Origin of the sequence: Catelliglobosispora koreensis DSM 44566 (assembly GCF_000379685.1) — a bacterium.
GTDB lineage: Bacteria > Actinomycetota > Actinomycetes > Mycobacteriales > Micromonosporaceae > Catelliglobosispora > Catelliglobosispora koreensis.
The window spans coordinates 340,006-358,150 of the sequence record NZ_KB903272.1 but is presented as its reverse complement, the minus strand read 5'-3'; the positions used below and the strand labels follow the sequence as shown (position 1 = coordinate 358,150).

The following is an 18,145-nucleotide window of genomic DNA, read 5'->3' as shown; positions in this document are numbered from 1 at the left end:
TTAGGCTTGGCCGACCTCGAAGCGGGCGAACCGCGTGACTTCGATGCCAGCGTCCTTGAGCACCTGAGCCACCGTCTTCTTCTGGTCGGCGACCGAAGCCTGCTCCAGCAGCACGAAGTCCTTGAAGAACGAGTTCACCCGGCCCTCAATGATCTTCGGCAGAGCCGCGGCGGGCTTGCCTTCCTCGATCGCGGTCTGCTCGGCGATACGCCGCTCAGACTCGACAACCTCGGCCGAAACTTCCTCACGGGTGAGGTACTTCGGGCGCATCGCGGCGATCTGCATCGCGACGCCACGGGCGTCACCCTCGGCGGCCTCGTCGGACTTGCCGCTGTAGGCGACCATGACGCCAACCTGAGCGGGCAGGTCCGGGCTCTTGCGGTGCATGTAAACCGCGAGCTGGCCGTCGAGCACCGCGAAGCGGTTGATGACGAGCTTCTCGCCGATCTTCGCGGACTGGTCCTGCACCAGGTCGGCTACCGTCTGGCCGTCCAAAGTGGACGCGAGCAGAGCTTCGACGTCGGCCGGCTTGGTCGCCTCGACGTGCTTCACCAGCTGGTCAGCCAGCGCGATGAAGGCGTCGTTCTTGGCGACGAAGTCGGTCTCGCAGTTGAGCTCCAGCAGCGCCGAACCGTGGTGCGCCACAAGACCATTGGCGGTCGTGCGGCCAGCACGCTTGCCAACATCCTTGGCGCCCTTGATGCGCAGGAATTCAACGGCCTTGTCGAAGTCGCCGTCAGCCTCTTCCAGCGCCTTCTTGCAGTCCATCATCCCGGCGGCGGTCAGATCACGAAGCCGCTTAACGTCAGCGGCGGTGAAGTTAGCCATGACTTCCTCTCAGTTCACTCGGCCGAAGCGGCCGGTGTCTCAGTCGACGCGGCGGGGGCGAGCAGTTCCTGCTCCCACTCGGCCAGCGGCTCGTTGGCCGCGACGGTGCCGGGCTCCGGCTTGACGTCGCCACCACGGGCAGCCTTGCCACTGCGGGCGATCAGGCCGTCGGCCACCGCCGAAGCGATGACCTTGGTCAGCAGCTCCGCCGAACGGATCGCGTCGTCGTTACCGGGGATCGGGAAGTCGACCTCGTCCGGGTCGCAGTTGGTGTCAAGGATCGCGATCACCGGGATGCCCAGCTTGCGAGCCTCGTCAACGGCGATGTGCTCCTTCTTGGTGTCAACGATCCAGACCGCGGCCGGAACGCGCGACATGTCCCGCAGACCACCAAGGGTCTTGGAGAGCTTCTCCTTCTCGCGCGAGAGCACGAGGGCTTCCTTCTTAGTGTGGTTCGCGGTGGCACCCGACAGGTCCATCGCCTCAAGCTCCTTCATGCGCTGAAGCCGCTTGTAGACGGTCTGGAAGTTGGTCAGCATGCCGCCGAGCCAGCGGTGGTTGACGTAGGGCATGCCCACGCGCGCCGCCTGCTCCGCAACGGCTTCCTGAGCCTGCTTCTTGGTGCCGACGAACAGGATCGTGCCGCCCTCAGCCACCGTGTTGCGCACGAAGCTGTAGGCCTTCTCGATGTAGTCAAGGGTCTGGCGCAAGTCGATGATGTAGATGCCATTGCGCTCAGTCATGATGAAGCGCTTCATCTTCGGGTTCCAGCGACGGGTCTGGTGCCCGAAGTGCACGCCGCTCTCGAGGAGCTGGCGAATAGTTACAACAGCCATGGTTAGGCCAATTCCTTCCGGCGTGAGCGCATGCTCACGCAGTCCCTGGTTTCCGGCGGCCGGTCGGCCGCCGCCTGGCGCCCGGTCGCCGGCCTTGATGAACCTCGCTAATGCGAGACCAGGGAGGCCGCCGCCTTCGCCGTGACGGCGAGAGGAGAGCGCGCGAAGTCAACCGCAAGTGCGGTCGCCGGGGACAAGTGTATACGTGACCGCCGGCCGCTAAGCAGCGGCAGCCCCCGCAGCTAGAAGCAGCAGCAGAGCGATCGGCAGATAGACGAGGGGTGTTTTGAGCCACACCCGCGGGCCCTGGAAGTGCACGGCCGCGGCAGCCCCGGTGAACAGGGCATACATGCCGAGCGCGAACAGCGGGAAGCCCACCATCGCCAGCAGCGGTGCGAGCGCCGCACCAGCACCCGACTTGAACGCGCCGGACAGGAAGGGCGGGATCATGAGCACCACGCCCAGCGTGCCGACCACGCTGAACAGCACCGCGAAAGCGGGGCGGGCGCTGCGGTAAAGGCCATCGTTTTCGGCCACGGCCCGGCGCACGGTCGCCGCGTCCACCTGGGAGGTCGGTTCGCGCAGCGCGCCAACCGGTTCGGGACGCCACTCTTGCGCGGGAGGCGGCAGCGGCTCTCCTGAGCGTGGGCCACGGCCAGCGGGGGCTGGAGCGGGTGATCCAGGAATGCCGCTGATCGGCCGCCGGCGCTCGTTCAGCTCGGCCATGGAGGGATGACGCCCATCCTGCCGTGGAATGAAGCGGTCCTCATTCGGGTCGTACGTATATCCGCCTTGGCTTCCGGATTCCTGCCAGGCTCCAAAGTCGTCACGTCGGTCCACGGGCCCAAACCGTATGGCACCTGCTGCCAAGACGCAACCGCAGGTTATCCCCAGGCCGGTGGTTATCCACAATGGACAGCTATGTTGCCCGTGCTCAAGATGGGGTTACGCCGCGACTGTTATCCGCATGACGAAAACCCGCAAAGCGCTGGGCAAGTGGGGTGAGCAACTGGCCGCCACCCATCTGACCGAGGCCGGCATGGTGTTGCTCGACCGCAACTGGCGAACCAGCGCGGGTGAGATCGATCTCGTCGCGCGCGATGGTGACGCGATCGTCTTCGCCGAAGTGAAAACGCGCCGCAGTGATGCCTTCGGCGACGGGGCCGAAGCGGTGGCCGGGAGGAAGTCGCTTCAGCTGCGCATGCTCGCCGCGCAATGGCTGGCGGCCAGCGGGATCCGGGCCAAACACATCCGCTTTGACGTGATCACGGTTCGGGTCCGGCCCAGTGGGCCTGCGATCAACCACATTCGCGGCGCCATCTGGCAATGAGCTACGCACGGGTGATCAGCGCAGGGCTAACGGGTGTCACGGGGCAACTGGTCGAAGTCGAGGCATATCTGGCGCCGGGTCTGCCCGGGGTGCACCTGACCGGCCTGCCCGACTCGGCGCTCAACGAAGCGCGCGACCGGGTTCGTGCCGCTATCACCAACGCCGGCCGGGAGTGGCCGTCGCAGCGGATCACCGTCAACCTTTTCCCGGCATACCTTCGCAAACGAGGCTCCTGTTTCGATCTAGCCATCGCACTTGCCGTGCTTGGGGGCACGGGTGAGCTGCCCCTCAACGCTTTGCGCCAAGTGCTGCTCGTTGGAGAGCTGGGTCTGGACGGGTCGATCCGGCCTGTGCGCGGGGTGCTGCCCATGGCCGCGGCAGCTGTGCACCATGGGGTCCGCCGGGCGATCGTGCCGCACGCCAACAGTGCCGAAGCCGCGCTCGTACCAGGACTGCACGTCCTAGGCGCCCCCGACCTCGCCTCCGTGATCCGTTTCGTTCAGGGCGCCGGGAGTTTGATACCGCCCGAGCCAGCGGCCGAATCACCCGTCCCGCAATTGCTCGACCTAGCCGACGTCGCCGGTCAGGAGCTCGGCCGGCTGGCGATCGAAGTGGCCGCCGCCGGTGGCCATCATGTCGCGTTCAAAGGCCCGCCCGGTGCCGGAAAGTCCATGCTGGCCAAGCGATTGCCCTCGCTCCTGCCGCCGCTAGATGACGACGACGCGCTGGAGGTGACGTCGCTGCATTCCGTCGCCGGGGCGTTGCCGCCGGGAGCACCGCTGATCCGCCGTCCGCCCTTGCAGGCTCCGCACCACACCGCGAGCGTCTCGGCTCTCGTTGGCGGCGGCAGCGGCCTGCCCCGCCCTGGCGCGCTTTCCTTGGCGCACAAGGGGGTCTTACTGCTCGATGAAGCGCCCGAGTTCGCCGCCCGGGCGCTCGACGCGCTGCGCCAGCCACTGGAGGAAGGCATCATCACCATCTCGCGTACGCAAGGCGTGGTGGTGTACCCGGCCCAGGTTCAGCTGGTGCTGACCGCCAACCCGTGCCCCTGCGCCAACTCCGCGTCTGAGTGTCAGTGTCAGCCGCAGGCTCGCAGGCGTTACCTGAGAAGGCTTTCCGGTCCGTTGCTCGATCGCATCGACATCCAGATCGAGACAATGCCGCTGTCCGCCGCACACCTGCTCGGCGAGGACTATCGCGAACCGTCAAGCGTGGTGGCGCAACGGGTCGCCGAAGCACGGCAGGCCGCGATCGAGCGCTGGCGCGACATCGAAGTCGACCTGAACGCCACGGTGCCGCCGGGAGTGTTGCGCAAACCTCCGTGGCGGTTGGAGCCCAGCGTCACCGCACCGCTGATGCGCCTGCTCGACCAGGGCAGCATCTCCGCCCGCGGCTACGACCGGATTCTGCGCGTGGCCTGGACTTTGGCCGATCTGGCGGGACTGTCCCGGCCGGGTACCGAAGAGCTGAACATCGCGATCGAGTTAAGACATGGAGAAGCCAGATGACCGATGTGGACGAAGCGACCCTGACGGCCCGCCTCATGCTCAGCTGGCTGTTCGAGCCGGGCAGTAAGGCCGTGCATTTCCTCGTCGCCAAGCACGGGCCACAGGAAGCTCTGAACCGCGTCCTTCGTGGTCTCGTGCCGGAGGATCTGCACGGTCCCGCGGCATCACGTCTGCAGGGCGAGGATCCGGCTGCCGTCGCCGAGCGCCTGTTCGCCGACGCGAACCGGCTCGGGGTGCGCATCGTGGTGCCGGAGAGCCAAGACTGGCCTTCCACTTTGGACGATCTGAGCCGCATCAGTGTTGACACCAAGAAGGACCGAATTGAGCGCGACACCTTCCCACCGCACGCGCTGTGGGTTCGCGGCACCCTGCCCTTGATGGACTTGCCGTCGCGAGCGGTGTCCATCGTCGGAGCACGTGCGGCGTCGGGCTACGGGCTGCACATGGCTGCCGACATCGCCTACGGTCTGTCCAGCCGCGGCTGGACGGTTATTTCTGGCGGCGCCTATGGCATCGACGCGGCCGCGCACCGGGGAGCCTTGGCCGGCACGGAGTTTGGCGGCAGCACGGTGGCCGTCCTGGCCTGCGGAGTGGACCGGCCCTACCCCGTCGCGCACCAGGGCTTGTTTGAGCAGATCGTCCAAAGCGGACTGCTCATCAGCGAGTGGCCGCCTAGCGCGCACCCCTATCGCAATCGATTCCTCATCCGTAACCGGGTGATCGCGGCGCTATCGCGCGGCACCGTGCTCGTCGAAGCGAGCGCGCGCAGCGGTGCCCGCTTCACGCTGCGGCGGGCACGGGAACTGGGCCGCCCCACGATGGTCGTACCCGGGCCCGCCACATCGGCGAACTTCATTGGTAACCACGAGATACTCCGCACCGAAGTCACCGCACGTCTGGTGACCAATGCCGCCCAAGTCATTGAGGACGCCGGGCCGATTGGGGAGTTCGCCGAGCTAGCCCGTGGCCCCATCCGCCCCTTCGATCATCTGAGCAGCGTTGAACAGCAGCTTGTCGACGCGGCTCCCCGGCGTGATGGTGCCCTGGCCTCCCAAATCGCGGCGGAGGCGGGCATCGGGCTGCGGGAAGCCCTCGCGATACTGCCCTCACTTGCTGTCCGCGGATACCTGCACCGCACGGCCGATGGGCGTTACTGTCTCTTGACGTGATGACCCCTCTGCCCGGTGCGGCACAGCTGTTTACCCTCGACCTGGCGATCGCGCATCTCAACCACGGCTCGTTTGGCGCCGTGCCACTGGTTGTCCGCCAAGCACGGGCACGCATGATGGCGGCCTACGACGCGAACCCGACGAAGTTTGTGAGCGAGCGGCTCATCGAACTGACCGCCGCGGCACGGGATCGCTACGCGGCCTTCGTCGGAGCCGATCCACAGGGCTGCGCCCTCGTGACGAACGCGACGGCTGGTACGGCGATCGTGCTGAACTCGATAGCGTTCGCGCCCGGCGACGAGATCGTCATTACCGATCACAGCTACAACGCGGTCATGCTGGCCGTGAATGACGTCGCCACCCGCCTGGGCGTCAACGTCATCACGGCCCCGGTTGACCTCGGATCAGCCGACGACGCGACCGTCGAGGCCATCGTTTCGGCGACGACCGAAAGAACGCGGCTCGTCATCGTGGATCAGGTCTCGTCGGCGACCGCGCAGCGGCATCCGGTCGGGGCCATCGCCACGGCGTTGCGCGCGCGGGGCATCCCGCTGCTGGTTGACGCCGCACACTCACCGGGCATGATCCCGGCGCCCCTGTCGGGTGTGGACGCCGATTTCTGGGTCGGCAACCTGCACAAGTGGGCGTTCGCGGCGGGCGGCACCGCACTGCTCGTGGTCAGCCCAGCGTGGCGGGATCGCTTGCGGCCCTTGGTGGTTTCGCACCACCATCACGACGGGTTCCCCCTCAACATCGAGCGGCAGGCCACGACGGACTTCACCGTCTGGCTGGCCGGGGTCGAAGGGCTCACGATCTTCCGCACGTTCGGGGCGGAGGCCATCTGGCAGCACAACGTCGCCCTGGCCGCTTACGGTCAAAAGACCGTCGCAAAAGCCTTGGGTGTACCAGATGAGCTCCTCCCCCACCCCGGATCAGAGGTGAGCATGCGCCTGGTCCCCCTGCCCCCGGGCACCGCCGACACCTACCCGCAGGCCTCGGCTCTGCGCACCCGGATCTCCGACGAGCTCGCGACGGAGGTCAACGTCATGCCGTTTCGTGATCGCGGCTATCTGCGGTTGAGTGCGCAGATCTACAACACGGCTGAGGACTTCGCCCGGCTCGCCTCCGGCTTGCCGGCCTTGCTAAAGGAAGCAGCCTGACCCTCCCTCGGCCGAGCAGCACCAGCGGATCGAGGTAGGTCTCGCCCTGTCTGAGCCCAAAGTGCAGCGCGCCATCGTGTCCCGTGAGCAGAACGCCAATGATCTGTCCGGTCACGACGGTCTGTCCCGCGGTCACGGAAGGCTCAACTGGTTCATAAGTCGTGCGGGTGCCGTTGCTGTGGGCGACACTCACGACGGGCCGTGACACGACCCACCCAGCAAAGTGGACGATCCCATCGCCCGCTGCCCGCACCGGCACACCGGCTTCCGCGGCGATGTCGACGCCACGATGCCCCGGCGACCACGGATGCGGCCCGACCGTAAACCGCCGGACCACCACCCCTTCCACCGGCCACCCCCACCGTTCAACCACTCCCGTCCCGATGGCGCGCCCCAGGAAAGGCACCAGAACACGCTCCACACCGAGCCCCGTCACCGGCCCTCGCGCCGTTTCCCCGGAACCGAGCGCATCCCCGGGAAGCCGCATCAATCCGGCAGCGCACACGGAAAGGACCGGGACAGGCTCGCCCAGAGCGCTCGCCATTCCGGGAGCGCCCGCGGGCAAGGCCGGCAAACGCGGACCTTGTAACCTCGCCGGCGCCGGTCCGGGAGCGTATGCGGGAAAGGCCGGCAAACGCTGGCCCGGCAACCTCGCCGGTCCGGGAGCGCTCGCGGAAAAGGCTGGGGCGCGCGGACATGACGGCCTCGCGGGAGGGACGGTAGGGACCACGGCGGACATCGGAAAGAGGAATATCAAACAAACGAGGCCACGCATAACGCGCAGCCTCGCGGAAAAATCAGAGCCGAACCCGAAACGATCAAGGCCGCCTGTGCATAACGGGAAGCCTGTGGAGAACCGTCAGAACCCGCCCTCGGTCGGCAGTGAGATGTCCGGCTTCTCGAGCTCTTCCACGTTCACATCTTTGAACGTCATGACCCGGACATTCTTCACAAACCGTGCAGGCCGGTACATGTCCCAGACCCAGGCGTCGTGCATCTCGACCTCGAAGTAGACCTCGCCGTCCGAGTTGCGCACGTGCAGATCGACCTGGTTTGCTAAGTAGAACCGGCGTTCGGTTTCCACGACGTACGAGAACTGGCGCACGATATCCCGGTACTCCCGGTAGAGCTGCAGCTCCATGTCGGTTTCGTACTTCTCGAGATCTTCAGCGCTCATATCTCGTCCTCCTGCGGGTCGGCCCCAGAAACCGTACCGCGCGCGTCAGCTCCCCGCGCGGTTAGCCACGTTGCTGCCACGTTCTTGTATGAATGTCGATGTACTGGACTTGGCCCGTGCTCACGCAACGCGGCGGTGTGCTCCGCGGTGCTATACCCCTTGTGTACCCCGAACCCGTACTGCGGGTACTGAGAATCGAGCTCTGTCATGATCCGGTCTCGGGTGACCTTGGCGAGGATGCTGGCGGCCGAGACACAGGCAGCGACCTGGTCGCCTTTCCACACAGCGAGCCCGGGCACCCCGAGCCCATCGACCGGGAACCCATCCGTGAGCACATAAGAAGGATGCGGCGTCAGCTGGGCGATGGCTCGCCGGATCGCTGCGACGTTGCCCACATGCAGGCCCCGGGTGTCCAGCACGTCTGGCTCGATTACCACGACGGACCAGGCTACAGCAACTGAGACGACCTGGTCGTATAGACGGTTTCGTGCCAGAGCCGTCAGCAGCTTGGAATCCGTCAGCCCGAGAATCTCCTTCGACTGTCGGTTGGGCAGGATCGCGGCCGCGGCCACGAGAGGCCCCGCGCAGGCGCCACGGCCCGCTTCGTCGGCTCCCGCCACCACGGCGAACCCCCGGCGCTGCAGCGCCCGCTCCAGCCCGTATAAACCGGCGTCTCGCCGGAGCAACGGCCGTGCTGGAGCTAACATTCGGCCACCCCTGCCTTCTTTAGCACTTCGATCAGGTCCTGCGGGTAATACGCCTCGTCCAATCCCCCAAGATCAGACAGCGAGAACCAACGTGCTTCATCGATGGTGTCCCGCTCGTAGTCGTCAAAGCCCGCGGAGTCGACTGTCCATTGTGCAACGCGCACCAAATAGAACATCTGTTCCTGACGATATGTCACGCCATTGAACGAGAACCGCGTCACGTCGGAGTGGACAGGCTCGCCCACCTCAGAAACCACCAGACCAGTTTCTTCCCGCAACTCACGCAACGCACCGGCGGTGAAATCCTCACCGTCGTCGAGACCGCCGCCGGGCGTGAACCAGTAGTACACACCCTGTGCGGCGGGATCGAATCCCCGGAACAGGAGCACGCGGTCATCAGCGTCGACAAGCAAGATGCGTGCTGCCACCCGGTGCTTGGGCTCCATATGCCGAGCCTATTCCGGCTAGCCGCCGGACTGTGGCCCCGGGACGCCTTCGAAGGTCGGCGGAACCGTGAGCCACGTCGTGCGGCTGAACGGCCAGAAGAGCACGAACGCCCGCCCGACCACAGCGTCTTCGGGGATCGTGGCTTGCTCAATGTCGTTGGAGCCCTTGTAGTTCTGCAGCGAGTCGCCGGACTGCTGCCGGTGATCGCCCATCACCCAGAGCCGCCCCTTGGGCACGACGACGTCGAACTTCTCTACCGAGGGCTTGTTGCCGGGATAGATGTAATCGAGTTCGTCGAGCGGATGCCCGTTGATCTGAATCCGGTCTTGCGGGTCGCAGCAGACGATCCGGTCGCCACCGACGCCGATCACCCGCTTGATGTAGTCCTCGTGCTCCGGCTTGTTGCGCCATGACTCTGGCGCCTCGAAGACGATGATCTCGCCGCGCTCTGGTGATCTGAAGTCGTAAACCAGTTTATTGACAAGCACCCGGTCATCAAGATCCAGTGTGTGTTCCATCGATCCCGAAGGGATGAAGAAAGTCTGGACCACAAACTGCCGCACCAGGAACGCCACTAGGACTGCCACTACCAGCAAGACAGGCAGTTCTTTCCAGAACGAACCCTTGCTGCTCTTGGTCTGCTCGTCAATCACGCTCGGCAGCCTACGTGGCGAACCTGAAAACGACGATCACCTGTCGTGTGTCGTGCGGAAACGCCGGCGGCGGTCCAGGGCCAGGAGCGGCAACAGGAACGCTTCGGCCGGTACCGCGTCGAAAACCTCCTGGCGCGCCAGGGATCCCCACCGGTCGAACGGCGTGACGATCACCATGGCTTTACCGATCACGTTGTCGATCGGCACGAGGCCTTGGCAGCGGGAGTCCTGCGACACACGGCGGTGATCGCCCATCACGAACAGCATCCCGGGCTCCACCTTGACGGGTGGGAAGTCTCTAGCCGCACAGTTTTTCGGCTGTGGGTTGTCGGTCCGGGGCGAATTGCGCGTGACGTAGGGCTCGTCGATGGGAACCCCATTGACGTATATCCGTCCGTCTTTGGGGTCACAGCAGGAAATCACGTCCCCGGGAACGCCAATCACCCGTTTGATGAAGTCTTTTTCACCCGGCTGGGAGATGCCGACAAGGTCACCTACGGTCCGGCCGAGCTTGGAGAAGAACCCGGCTTCGTGATCGACGGGGTGCTCGATGTAGGTCCAGTTGGCCGGGCCCTCGAACACGATGACTTCACCGCGCTGAGGTTCCCGGAATTGGTACACCACCTTGTTTACCAGCACCCGGTCTCCAATCAGGAGGGTGTCCTCCATGGAGCCCGAGGGGATGTAGAAGGCCTGCATCAGGAAGGTGCGTATGAGCACCGCGAGGCAGAACGCCACGACCAGCAGCAGCGGAAGTTCTTGCCATAGCGGCATTCCCTTGCGCTTGGCTTTGCGTGGGCGCTTGGGCCACTGTTCACCGGAGAAGGTGTCCTCGTCATCCGGAATGATCACCACTGCGCGACGCCCCGATCCCGAAAGTCCACTTGATATTCGGGCGACAGCTTAGAGCGCGGTACAAAAAATGGGCACCCGCTACAGGTGCCCATTTTTTAGCTGAAGTGCTACGCGGAGGTCTTGTTGTCCCGCAGTTCCTTGATCTTGGCCTTCTTACCGCGCAGGTCACGCAGGTAGTAAAGCTTGGCGCGGCGCACGTCACCACGGGTGACAACTTCCAGCCGGTCCAGCGTCGGGCTGTGCAGCGGGTAGGTCCGCTCGACACCCACGCCGAAGCTCAGCTTGCGGACGGTGAACGTCTCCCGCAGGCCCGAGCCCTGGCGGCGGATGACGACGCCCTGGAAGACCTGGATACGGGAACGGTTACCTTCGACGACCCGGACGTGAACCTTGACGGTGTCACCGGGGCGGAAGCCTGGGATGTCGGAGCGCCGGAACGCGGCATCGACCATGTCTAGCGTTTGCATCGCTACGTCCTTAGGACTAAATACTGGCAGGGCTGACTCAGCGTCTTACTTATGCTGGGTCCTCGTCGGTCGAAGACGCGACGGCAACCTCACTACTCTGCCACATCCGCACCTGGGCTCGCGAATCCGGCCTCGGCCAATAGAGCGAGGTCACGTTTGTCGAGCGTGGGCCAGACCTTTTCGAGCAGGTCCGGACGCAGCGAGGCGGTCCGCAGGAGCGCCTGATCGCGGCGCCAGCGAGCGATCTTGCCGTGATCACCGGAGCGCAGGATCTCGGGCACATCCAGCTCTCGCCACGAGGGCGGCTTGGTGTAGACGGGGCTTTCGAGCAGTCCGTTGGCGTGCGACTCCTCGTCAAGCGACGAAGCGTTGCCCAGCACGCCCGGAATGAGGCGGATGATGGCTTCGAGCATCACCAGGACCGCGACCTCGCCACCGAAGAGCACATAGTCGCCGAGCGAGACTTCCGTCGCGCCATAGTGCTCGATGACGCGCTGATCGATGCCTTCATAACGCCCACAAGCAAAGATCAAATGATCAGCTGGTACGAGCGAAGCCGCCATCTCCTGTGTGAAGGGCTTGCCTGCGGGGCTAGGGACGATGATCTGTGCGCTGGGAGAGTTCAGTGCGTCGAGGGCGAGCCCCCACGGCTCCGGTTTCATGACCATCCCGGGCCCACCGCCATACGGGGTGTCGTCGACTGTCCTGTGCACGTCAAACGTCCACTGGCGCAAGTCGTGCACGGCAAGGTCGACCTGAGACGAACGCGCTTTGCCGATCAGGGACAGGTCCAGCGGAGCGAAGTACTCCGGGAAGATCGACACGATATCGATCCTCATTCGAGCTCCAGCAGCCCGTCCGGCGGGTCGATGACCACGAGCCCTGACGCGACGTCAACCGTCGGCACGAAGATCTTCAGGAACGGCACCAGGGTGATCCGCCCGTCGGTGCGCTTGATGACAAGCAGATCCGACGCGGGTGAGTGATCGATCCGGGTGATCTGGCCAACCTCAACGCCCGCAACGGTTTTGACCGTCAGCCCGACGAGATCGTGATCGTGGAATTCGTCCGGGTCGGACAGATCTTCCATGTCTTCGGAGTCGAGTTCGAGGATCTGTCCCCGGGCCGCCTCGGCGGCGTTGCGGTCAGGGATCTCCTCGAAAAAGATCAGCCAGCGCCCCAGATGCGGCCGCGCGCTCTGGATGGTTAGCCGTGAGGGGCCGGCGATAAACACCGACCCCTCACGAAAGCGCAGCTCAGGGGAGTCCGTCCGCGGGTCCACGATGACTTCACCGCGCACACCGTGAGGGCGGACTATCTGCCCAATTGTCAGCAGCATCAGAAGGAGTCGACGATGTCGACGCGGATGCCTTTGCCGCCGACCGAACCGATCACCTGGCGCAATGCCCGGGCGGTGCGGCCGCCGCGGCCGATCACGGTGCCGAGGTCTTCGGGGTGCACGCGCACCTCGAGCCGGGCCCCGCGACGGTTGTCGACAAGGCGCACCCGGACGTCATCCGGGTGCTCAACGATCCCCTTGACCAGGTGCTCCAGCGCTGGCCGGAGCGCGCCGTCAGCCCTGCTGTTCGTCGCCGGCCGCAACGGCCGTCTCCTCTGCAGCAGCGGCGGCCGGAGCCTCGGTCTTAGCGGCGGCAGCCTTCTTAGCCGGCTTGGCCGGTGCTTCCGCCTTCGGCGTCAATCCCGCGGCGGCCTGAGCGGCAGCTTCGTAGATCGCGGTCCGGTTGACGGGAGCTGCCTTGACCTTGAGCGGCTCAGTCGGGGCCGGGAGACCCTTGAACTTCTGCCAGTCACCGGTCTTGGAAAGGATGGCTACGACCTGCTCACTCGGCTGAGCGCCGACGGAAAGCCAGTACTGCACCCGGTCGGACTTGACCTCGATGAGCGAGGGCTCTTCCTTCGGGTGGTAAATGCCAATGAATTCGATCGCCTTGCCGTCGCGCTTGGTGCGCGAGTCGGCGACGACGATGCGGTACTGCGGGTTGCGGATTTTACCCATCCGCAGAAGCCGGATACGAACGGCCACGGTTTTTCGCTCCTGTTGCGATTGAGGTGAGCAACTCTCCCGCTGCGTGGGGTGCAGCCTTTGAGCCAGCTCGTGGACACACACCCCGACCCCAGGGTTAGAGGGCGCCAGAGTCAGGTGCGAATACCAAGGAGCAATTGTGCCAGATGGTTGGCCGGTCCTCGCAGAAGGGGCCATTCGGCTAGTAGAGGCGCCGATCACACCGCCGCTAGCTTGCGTGAGCATTATTCACTCACGACTCACGGGGAGATATCCGTGCTGGGACGCATTCTGTGGAACAAATGGGGCATGCTCCTGCTCGGCATCGCCGCTCTGGCGTTCGGTCTCGTCATGATGAACAGCACCGAGGTTCGTTGTGGCACCGACGTTATGTCACCTGGCGACACGTGCGAGGCGATCGACAAGAAGACCAACAAGGTCGTCGGCACCAACACGTATGAGCAGGAAAAGGCGAGCCAGTCGCAGACCGCCAAGGTCCTGACGATCGTCGGCGGGGTGCTGACCGCCGGTGGCGCGACTTGGATCGTGATCGCCAAACTGCGCCGCAAGCCCGAAGAGGTTCAGGCCGCTGCCCCGGCTGCCGCCGCCTAATCCGCGCAAATGAAACGGCCCGGGCACGTGACCCGGGCCGTTTCGCTAACGGTCAGTAGGAACGGGCGAGGATGGCGATCAGCCCCGGCTCGTCCTGCGAGGCGGGAACGGACCCGTCCGGCCGGTAAAGGCAGCGCACGGAGACCGCGCTCTCGTTGGCCTTGGCTTCGCCGTCGACACCGATGGCATCCCACGGGACGCGTGCCCAGCCGTTGGCCGCGGCCGCGATCGCTTCGTCCAGAGTGGACACGTCGGCGGTCCGTGCCTCGCGGGTGGCCAGTGCCTCTTCGTAGAGGGCTTTCTGGTCCGCTTCCAGGGCGGCGGTGACCGCGCCGACAGCCTCGCCAAGAGCGACCGGGGTCTTCGACCCGTCAGTACGCCGCACCAGCGTCACGGTGCCAGCGGCCAGGTCACGCGGCCCAACCTCGATGCGCACCGGGATGCCCTTGAGTTCAGCGTCCACAGCGCGCCGTCCAAACGCGACATCCACCCGGTCGTCGAGCTTGACGCGCACTCCAGCGGCCTCCAAAGATGCGGCCAGCTCAGCCGCTGCCGCCTGGGCACCGTCCTTGACCACCGTCACGAGAGCCTGGATCGGAGCGAGAAGTGGGGGCAGCCGCAGGCCGTTGTCGTCACCGTGGCACATGATCAGACCGCCGAGCATGCGGGTCGACGTGCCCCAAGACGTGGTCCAGGCCAGCTTGCGCCCGCCTTCTTGGGCCGAGTAGTAGATCTCGAAGGCACGGGCGAAGTTCTGCCCGAGCTCGTGCGACGTTCCCATCTGGAGGGCCTTGCCGTCGCCGGTCATGGCCTCCAGGGTGTACGTCGAGGTGGCGCCAGCGAACCGTTCCCGGTCCGTCTTGCGGCCCGCCACGACGGGGATCGCGAGCAGGTCGCGCATGTGGCGCTCGTACACCTCGTGGTGAATCTTGAGCGTATAGGCCTTGGCGTCCTCAAAGGTCGCGTGCGCGGTGTGCCCCTCCTGCCACAGGAACTCCGAGGTCCGCAGGAAGATCCGCGGGCGCATCTCCCAGCGCACCACGTTGGCCCACTGGTTGAGCAGCAACGGCAGGTCCCGGTAGGAGTCGACCCACTTGGCCATGAACTCACCGATGACGGTCTCTGACGTCGGGCGCACCACGATCGGCTCGGCGAGCTGCTTGCCACCGCCGTGGGTGACGACCGCGAGCTCGGGTGAGAAGCCTTCGACGTGCTCGGCCTCACGCTTGAGGTAGCTCTCCGGGATGAACAGCGGGAAGTAGGCGTTCTGCGCGCCAGTCGCCTTGATCCGGGAGTCCATGTCGGCCTGCATCCGCTCCCAGATGGCATACGCTGTCGGCCGGATCACCATGGTGCCGCGCACCGGGCCGTTGTCGGCCAGTTCCGCTTTGGCGATCAGATCCTGGTACCAGCGGGGAAAGTCTTCCGCACGGGGAGTGAGCACACGAGCCATGGGCACAAATGTTACGTCGGCCGGCAACCAAGCCGCAGAGCACCCCGTGTCCACTGGTGTGACCCCAAGTTTTGAGTCTTTCTATGAAGGCACGTCGACGCGGCTCCTGCGCTTCGCCTACGGCCTGACCGGCGATCTCGGCGAAGCACAGGATTTCACCCAAGAGGCCTACGTGCGGGCCTGGCAGCGCTGGAAACGTCTGCAAAGCTACGACAACCCGGAGTCCTGGCTGCGTCTCGTGGTCACCCGGCTCGCCACGGACAGGTGGCGCTGGCTGGGTGTGCGGCGCAACCCGGCTACCCAGGAGCGGGCTCACGTCGTACCCCCGCCTAATGAAGACCTGGTGCACCTCGTAGCGGAACTGAAACGGCTGCCGATGGACCAGCGCAAGGCTTTGGTTTTGCACTATTTCCTGGATCGGTCCGTGGCCGACATCGCGGCCGAGACCGGCGCGAACATCAACACCGTGAAGTCGTGGCTAGCCCGCGGCCGGGCCAACCTCGCCGTGCAGCTGACCGAGACGCCTCCGTTGCCGCCCGCCAAAACCATTGCCAGCAAAGGAAAACAACGCCGAACGATCCGTCAGGCACTGGCCTTCTTCGCGACAGCGGCCACCGCGACAGCCGCTTATGCCTTCTTCGTTCCCGCGCCGGCCGTGCCACCAGCCGACCCTGATCTGATCGTCCGGTTTGACGCGCCCGCTGCCTTTGGCATGGCAACGGCGCGAGGTGACCGGGCCTACGTGATGTGGTTGGACCGTGACTCCCACGAGTGGATCGCCGCCATCGATCTGACGACCCGTACCCCGGCCTGGAAGCCACTGGATCTCGGAGTCTTCGGCGACACCAACGGGATGGAGGTCGCCCGCGACGCGATCGTCATGTTGACCGAGCAAGGACGGGACTACCAGGGCGACACACTGATCGCGGTCAGTCCCGAGACCGGCAAAGTCATGTGGCACCGGCCTTACAGCTTCAACGAAACGCACCGGTTGCTCTTTGACGACACCCTTGTGCTTGGTCTGCAACAGCCTTTGCGGGCCGAGGCGCTCGATCTCAAGACAGGTGCGCCGAGGTGGACGGTCGCCGATCCGGTGACCAGCCTCATGCCGGTGCGGACAACCGCGGAGTACCAGTCGATCAATGGCTGGTCCGGGCCACCGCCGCCGGCTTCGCGCCAAGTCGCGATGTTCCTCACCGACGGCCGGGTTCAGGTCCGCGACGCTGGCACGGGGGCGATCGTGCACCAACTGGCAGCGGGGAAGTTCTCGGGCACCACGCTTATCGCCGATGGGATGCTTTATGGCGTCAGCAAAACCGGCGTCACGGTGCATCCGCTTGACGATTCGGCGCCGACACGCACGATTCCCGTCGCGCTGGGCGAGCTCACGATTGACCCGGTCATGTGCACGACGACGCTGCTGTGTGTGTCCACAAAGGACATGCTGACCGTGCTGAACGTCAAGACGGGCCAGGTCGCCTTCGAAGTGGCGACGCCCAACGCGAGGGCGGTGAGCGCCACCGAAGCGGGGATTCTCGTCACCGGATTTGAGGGAGCGCAGCTATTCTCCTTTGATGGCAAGCCTTTGCTGACCGATGTGCTCGCCAGCCGGGCAGCGATGTGGCTCGACGCCCGCACGCTCATCGCCTACGAAGCGCCAACGGTCACAATGATGCCGCGCGAGGGCGACCCTAACCAGCCGCCAGATGCCGGGCCCGCCGGCCGCATGGTGGCGATCGCGCTGCCCAGCGGAAAGGTCACGACCCTGCCCATTCAGACGCAGATTCCGTACTGCTCGTGGGCGCGCAACGTCATGGTCTGCCCCGCCGCGAACGGGATCGTCGCGCAGGAGTTTTAGCGAATAACCTTGCCACGCAAGATGATCCGCGCCGGGGACTGCAGCACACGCAGATCCAGGCGCGGATCTTCGTGGTAGACCGTGAAGTCGGCACCCTCCACGCCCAGCCATTCCCGTGCCCGCCACGATCCAGCGCGCAGGACGTCCAAAGTGGACATACCAGCCGCATGCAGCCTAAGCATCTCCTGCGCCGCGAGCCCGTGGTCGATCCCGCCACCGGCGTCGGAGCCGACGAAAATCCTTACGCCAGCTTCATAAGCGGCCGACACCAGTTGCGGAAAGCCCTGCTTCAGCGCGCGCATGTGCGCGGCATAAAGCGGGAACTTCTCTTCCGCCCGGTCAGCGATGCGATCAAAAGTCTCAATATTTATCATTGTGGGTACTAGGACAGTGCCCCGTTTGGCCATCTCGTTGATGACATCGTGGCTAAGCCCTGTCCCGTGCTCGACACAGTCGATCCCGGCACTTACAAGGGTCGCGACACTGGACTCCTCGAAGCAGTGCGCCGTGATCCGCGCTCCCGCCTGATGTGCCGCCTTCACCGCCTGGGTGAGCGTTTCCTCGTCCCACGCGGGAGCCAAGTCGCCTGTAGACCGGTCGATCCAGTCCCCGACGAGCTTCACCCAGCCGTTGCCCCGTTCGGCCTGCCTCGTGACCTCGGCAGCGACCTCCTCGGCGGGAACCTCCACGCCAATCTCAGGCAGATACCGGCGCTGCGGAGCGACATGCCGTCCCGCGCGCACGAGTCTGGGCAACTCCTCGTCGACGTCTAGTTCCGGGTACGGAAAAGGCGACCCGGCATCCCGGATCGCCAAAACTCCCGCATCACGGTCGATCATCGCGAGCGTGCGCGCCTGCTCCACAGACGACACGGGTGCGCCTCCTGGCGCGATCCCAATGTGACAGTGCGCGTCCACCAACCCGGGAAGGATGAACCCTCCATCCACGACAGTTTCCGCACCTGGCTGCTTGTCCCGAAACACCCGGTCGCCATCGATCCAAAACTCTTCAGCCGAATCTGACGCCACGTTTATCCCGCGCACATGCAACACCATGCGCCCC

The 18,145-nt window shown here is 65.1% G+C and carries 22 protein-coding genes; 6 read left to right on the top strand and 16 right to left on the bottom strand.

Going from position 1 to position 18,145, the window contains the following annotated elements:
- The 3 genes from tsf to A3E1_RS0124370 all read right to left on the bottom strand — a co-directional run bounded on the left by tsf (window position 1) and on the right by A3E1_RS0124370 (window position 2,504).
- Entirely contained in the window at window positions 1-828 is an 828-nt protein-coding gene (gene tsf / locus A3E1_RS0124380) for a translation elongation factor Ts (RefSeq protein WP_020523406.1), read from the bottom strand.
- Between the two features lie 14 nt (window positions 829-842).
- Complete coding sequence (gene rpsB, locus A3E1_RS0124375) at window positions 843-1,664, bottom strand: 30S ribosomal protein S2 (RefSeq protein ID WP_020523405.1); 822 nt, start codon at window positions 1,662-1,664, stop codon at window positions 843-845.
- A 219-nt stretch (window positions 1,665-1,883) separates the two neighbouring features.
- Window positions 1,884-2,504, bottom strand: coding sequence for a hypothetical protein (locus tag A3E1_RS0124370; RefSeq protein WP_020523404.1), 621 nt, complete (start codon window positions 2,502-2,504; stop codon window positions 1,884-1,886).
- Between the two features lie 127 nt (window positions 2,505-2,631).
- Here A3E1_RS0124370 and A3E1_RS0124365 point away from each other — a divergent pair, with 127 nt between their 5' ends.
- Genes A3E1_RS0124365 through A3E1_RS0124350 form a run of 4 tightly spaced genes read left to right on the top strand, consistent with a single transcriptional unit; the run spans window position 2,632 to window position 6,831 of the window.
- The gene (locus A3E1_RS0124365; protein WP_020523403.1) at window positions 2,632-2,994 is read left to right on the top strand and encodes a YraN family protein; all 363 of its coding nucleotides are present in this window, start codon (window positions 2,632-2,634) and stop codon (window positions 2,992-2,994) included.
- Window positions 2,991-4,502, top strand: a complete 1,512-nt coding sequence (locus A3E1_RS0124360) for a YifB family Mg chelatase-like AAA ATPase (RefSeq protein ID WP_020523402.1) — start codon at window positions 2,991-2,993, stop codon at window positions 4,500-4,502. The genes A3E1_RS0124365 and A3E1_RS0124360 overlap by 4 nt, the downstream gene beginning before the upstream one ends.
- Window positions 4,499-5,671: a DNA-processing protein DprA gene (locus A3E1_RS41840; protein WP_020523401.1), complete on the top strand. Its 1,173-nt coding sequence runs from the start codon at window positions 4,499-4,501 to the stop codon at window positions 5,669-5,671. The genes A3E1_RS0124360 and A3E1_RS41840 overlap by 4 nt, the downstream gene beginning before the upstream one ends.
- The gene (locus tag A3E1_RS0124350; protein WP_020523400.1) at window positions 5,671-6,831 is read left to right on the top strand and encodes an aminotransferase class V-fold PLP-dependent enzyme; all 1,161 of its coding nucleotides are present in this window, start codon (window positions 5,671-5,673) and stop codon (window positions 6,829-6,831) included. The genes A3E1_RS41840 and A3E1_RS0124350 overlap by 1 nt, the downstream gene beginning before the upstream one ends.
- Here A3E1_RS0124350 and A3E1_RS46315 read toward each other — a convergent pair.
- The 11 genes from A3E1_RS46315 to rpsP all read right to left on the bottom strand — a co-directional run bounded on the left by A3E1_RS46315 (window position 6,716) and on the right by rpsP (window position 13,181).
- Window positions 6,716-7,318, bottom strand: coding sequence for a murein hydrolase activator EnvC family protein (locus A3E1_RS46315; protein ID WP_407637389.1), 603 nt, complete (start codon window positions 7,316-7,318; stop codon window positions 6,716-6,718). The genes A3E1_RS0124350 and A3E1_RS46315 overlap by 116 nt on opposite strands.
- A gap of 372 nt (window positions 7,319-7,690) precedes the next feature.
- Window positions 7,691-8,008 (bottom strand): DUF2469 domain-containing protein, encoded by a 318-nt coding sequence (locus A3E1_RS0124345; protein WP_020523399.1) that lies wholly within the window; start codon window positions 8,006-8,008, stop codon window positions 7,691-7,693.
- Complete coding sequence (locus A3E1_RS0124340) at window positions 8,005-8,715, bottom strand: ribonuclease HII (protein ID WP_020523398.1); 711 nt, start codon at window positions 8,713-8,715, stop codon at window positions 8,005-8,007. Before A3E1_RS0124340 ends, A3E1_RS0124345 begins: the two co-directional genes overlap by 4 nt.
- Window positions 8,709-9,161: an NUDIX hydrolase gene (locus A3E1_RS0124335; RefSeq protein ID WP_020523397.1), complete on the bottom strand. Its 453-nt coding sequence runs from the start codon at window positions 9,159-9,161 to the stop codon at window positions 8,709-8,711. Before A3E1_RS0124335 ends, A3E1_RS0124340 begins: the two co-directional genes overlap by 7 nt.
- 18 nt (window positions 9,162-9,179) lie before the next feature.
- Window positions 9,180-9,815, bottom strand: coding sequence for a signal peptidase I (lepB, locus tag A3E1_RS0124330; RefSeq protein ID WP_020523396.1), 636 nt, complete (start codon window positions 9,813-9,815; stop codon window positions 9,180-9,182).
- A 36-nt stretch (window positions 9,816-9,851) separates the two neighbouring features.
- On the bottom strand, window positions 9,852-10,670 hold the full coding sequence (gene lepB, locus A3E1_RS41835) for a signal peptidase I (RefSeq protein ID WP_051105138.1): 819 nt from the start codon (window positions 10,668-10,670) through the stop codon (window positions 9,852-9,854).
- Window positions 10,671-10,777: 107 nt separating this feature from the next.
- On the bottom strand, window positions 10,778-11,137 hold the full coding sequence (gene rplS / locus A3E1_RS0124320; protein WP_020523395.1) for a 50S ribosomal protein L19: 360 nt from the start codon (window positions 11,135-11,137) through the stop codon (window positions 10,778-10,780).
- A gap of 92 nt (window positions 11,138-11,229) precedes the next feature.
- The gene (gene trmD / locus A3E1_RS0124315; protein ID WP_020523394.1) at window positions 11,230-11,976 is read right to left on the bottom strand and encodes a tRNA (guanosine(37)-N1)-methyltransferase TrmD; all 747 of its coding nucleotides are present in this window, start codon (window positions 11,974-11,976) and stop codon (window positions 11,230-11,232) included.
- Window positions 11,973-12,473 (bottom strand): ribosome maturation factor RimM, encoded by a 501-nt coding sequence (gene rimM / locus A3E1_RS0124310; RefSeq protein ID WP_026208789.1) that lies wholly within the window; start codon window positions 12,471-12,473, stop codon window positions 11,973-11,975. The genes trmD and rimM overlap by 4 nt, the downstream gene beginning before the upstream one ends.
- A 2-nt stretch (window positions 12,474-12,475) precedes the next feature.
- Entirely contained in the window at window positions 12,476-12,739 is a 264-nt protein-coding gene (locus A3E1_RS0124305) for an RNA-binding protein (protein WP_020523392.1), read from the bottom strand.
- A complete protein-coding gene (rpsP, locus tag A3E1_RS0124300; protein WP_026208788.1) occupies window positions 12,711-13,181 on the bottom strand; it encodes a 30S ribosomal protein S16 in 471 nt (156 codons plus the stop codon). The genes A3E1_RS0124305 and rpsP overlap by 29 nt, the downstream gene beginning before the upstream one ends.
- 255 nt (window positions 13,182-13,436) lie before the next feature.
- On the opposite strand from rpsP, the gene A3E1_RS0124295 reads away from it, so the two are divergent.
- Window positions 13,437-13,772, top strand: coding sequence for a hypothetical protein (locus tag A3E1_RS0124295; RefSeq protein ID WP_026208787.1), 336 nt, complete (start codon window positions 13,437-13,439; stop codon window positions 13,770-13,772).
- A gap of 52 nt (window positions 13,773-13,824) precedes the next feature.
- On the opposite strand, the gene proS is transcribed toward A3E1_RS0124295, so the two are convergent.
- Window positions 13,825-15,225 carry a proline--tRNA ligase gene (gene proS / locus A3E1_RS0124290; RefSeq protein ID WP_020523389.1) on the bottom strand — a complete coding sequence of 467 codons (1,401 nt, stop codon included), beginning with the start codon at window positions 15,223-15,225 and terminating at the stop codon, window positions 13,825-13,827.
- On the opposite strand from proS, the gene A3E1_RS48940 reads away from it, so the two are divergent.
- Entirely contained in the window at window positions 15,224-17,083 is a 1,860-nt protein-coding gene (locus tag A3E1_RS48940) for a sigma-70 family RNA polymerase sigma factor (protein WP_020523388.1), read from the top strand. The genes proS and A3E1_RS48940 overlap by 2 nt on opposite strands.
- Here the strand turns inward: A3E1_RS48940 and A3E1_RS0124280 are convergent.
- Window positions 17,080-18,138, bottom strand: coding sequence for an amidohydrolase family protein (locus tag A3E1_RS0124280; protein WP_020523387.1), 1,059 nt, complete (start codon window positions 18,136-18,138; stop codon window positions 17,080-17,082). The genes A3E1_RS48940 and A3E1_RS0124280 overlap by 4 nt on opposite strands.
- Between the last annotated feature and the right edge of the window lie 7 nt (window positions 18,139-18,145).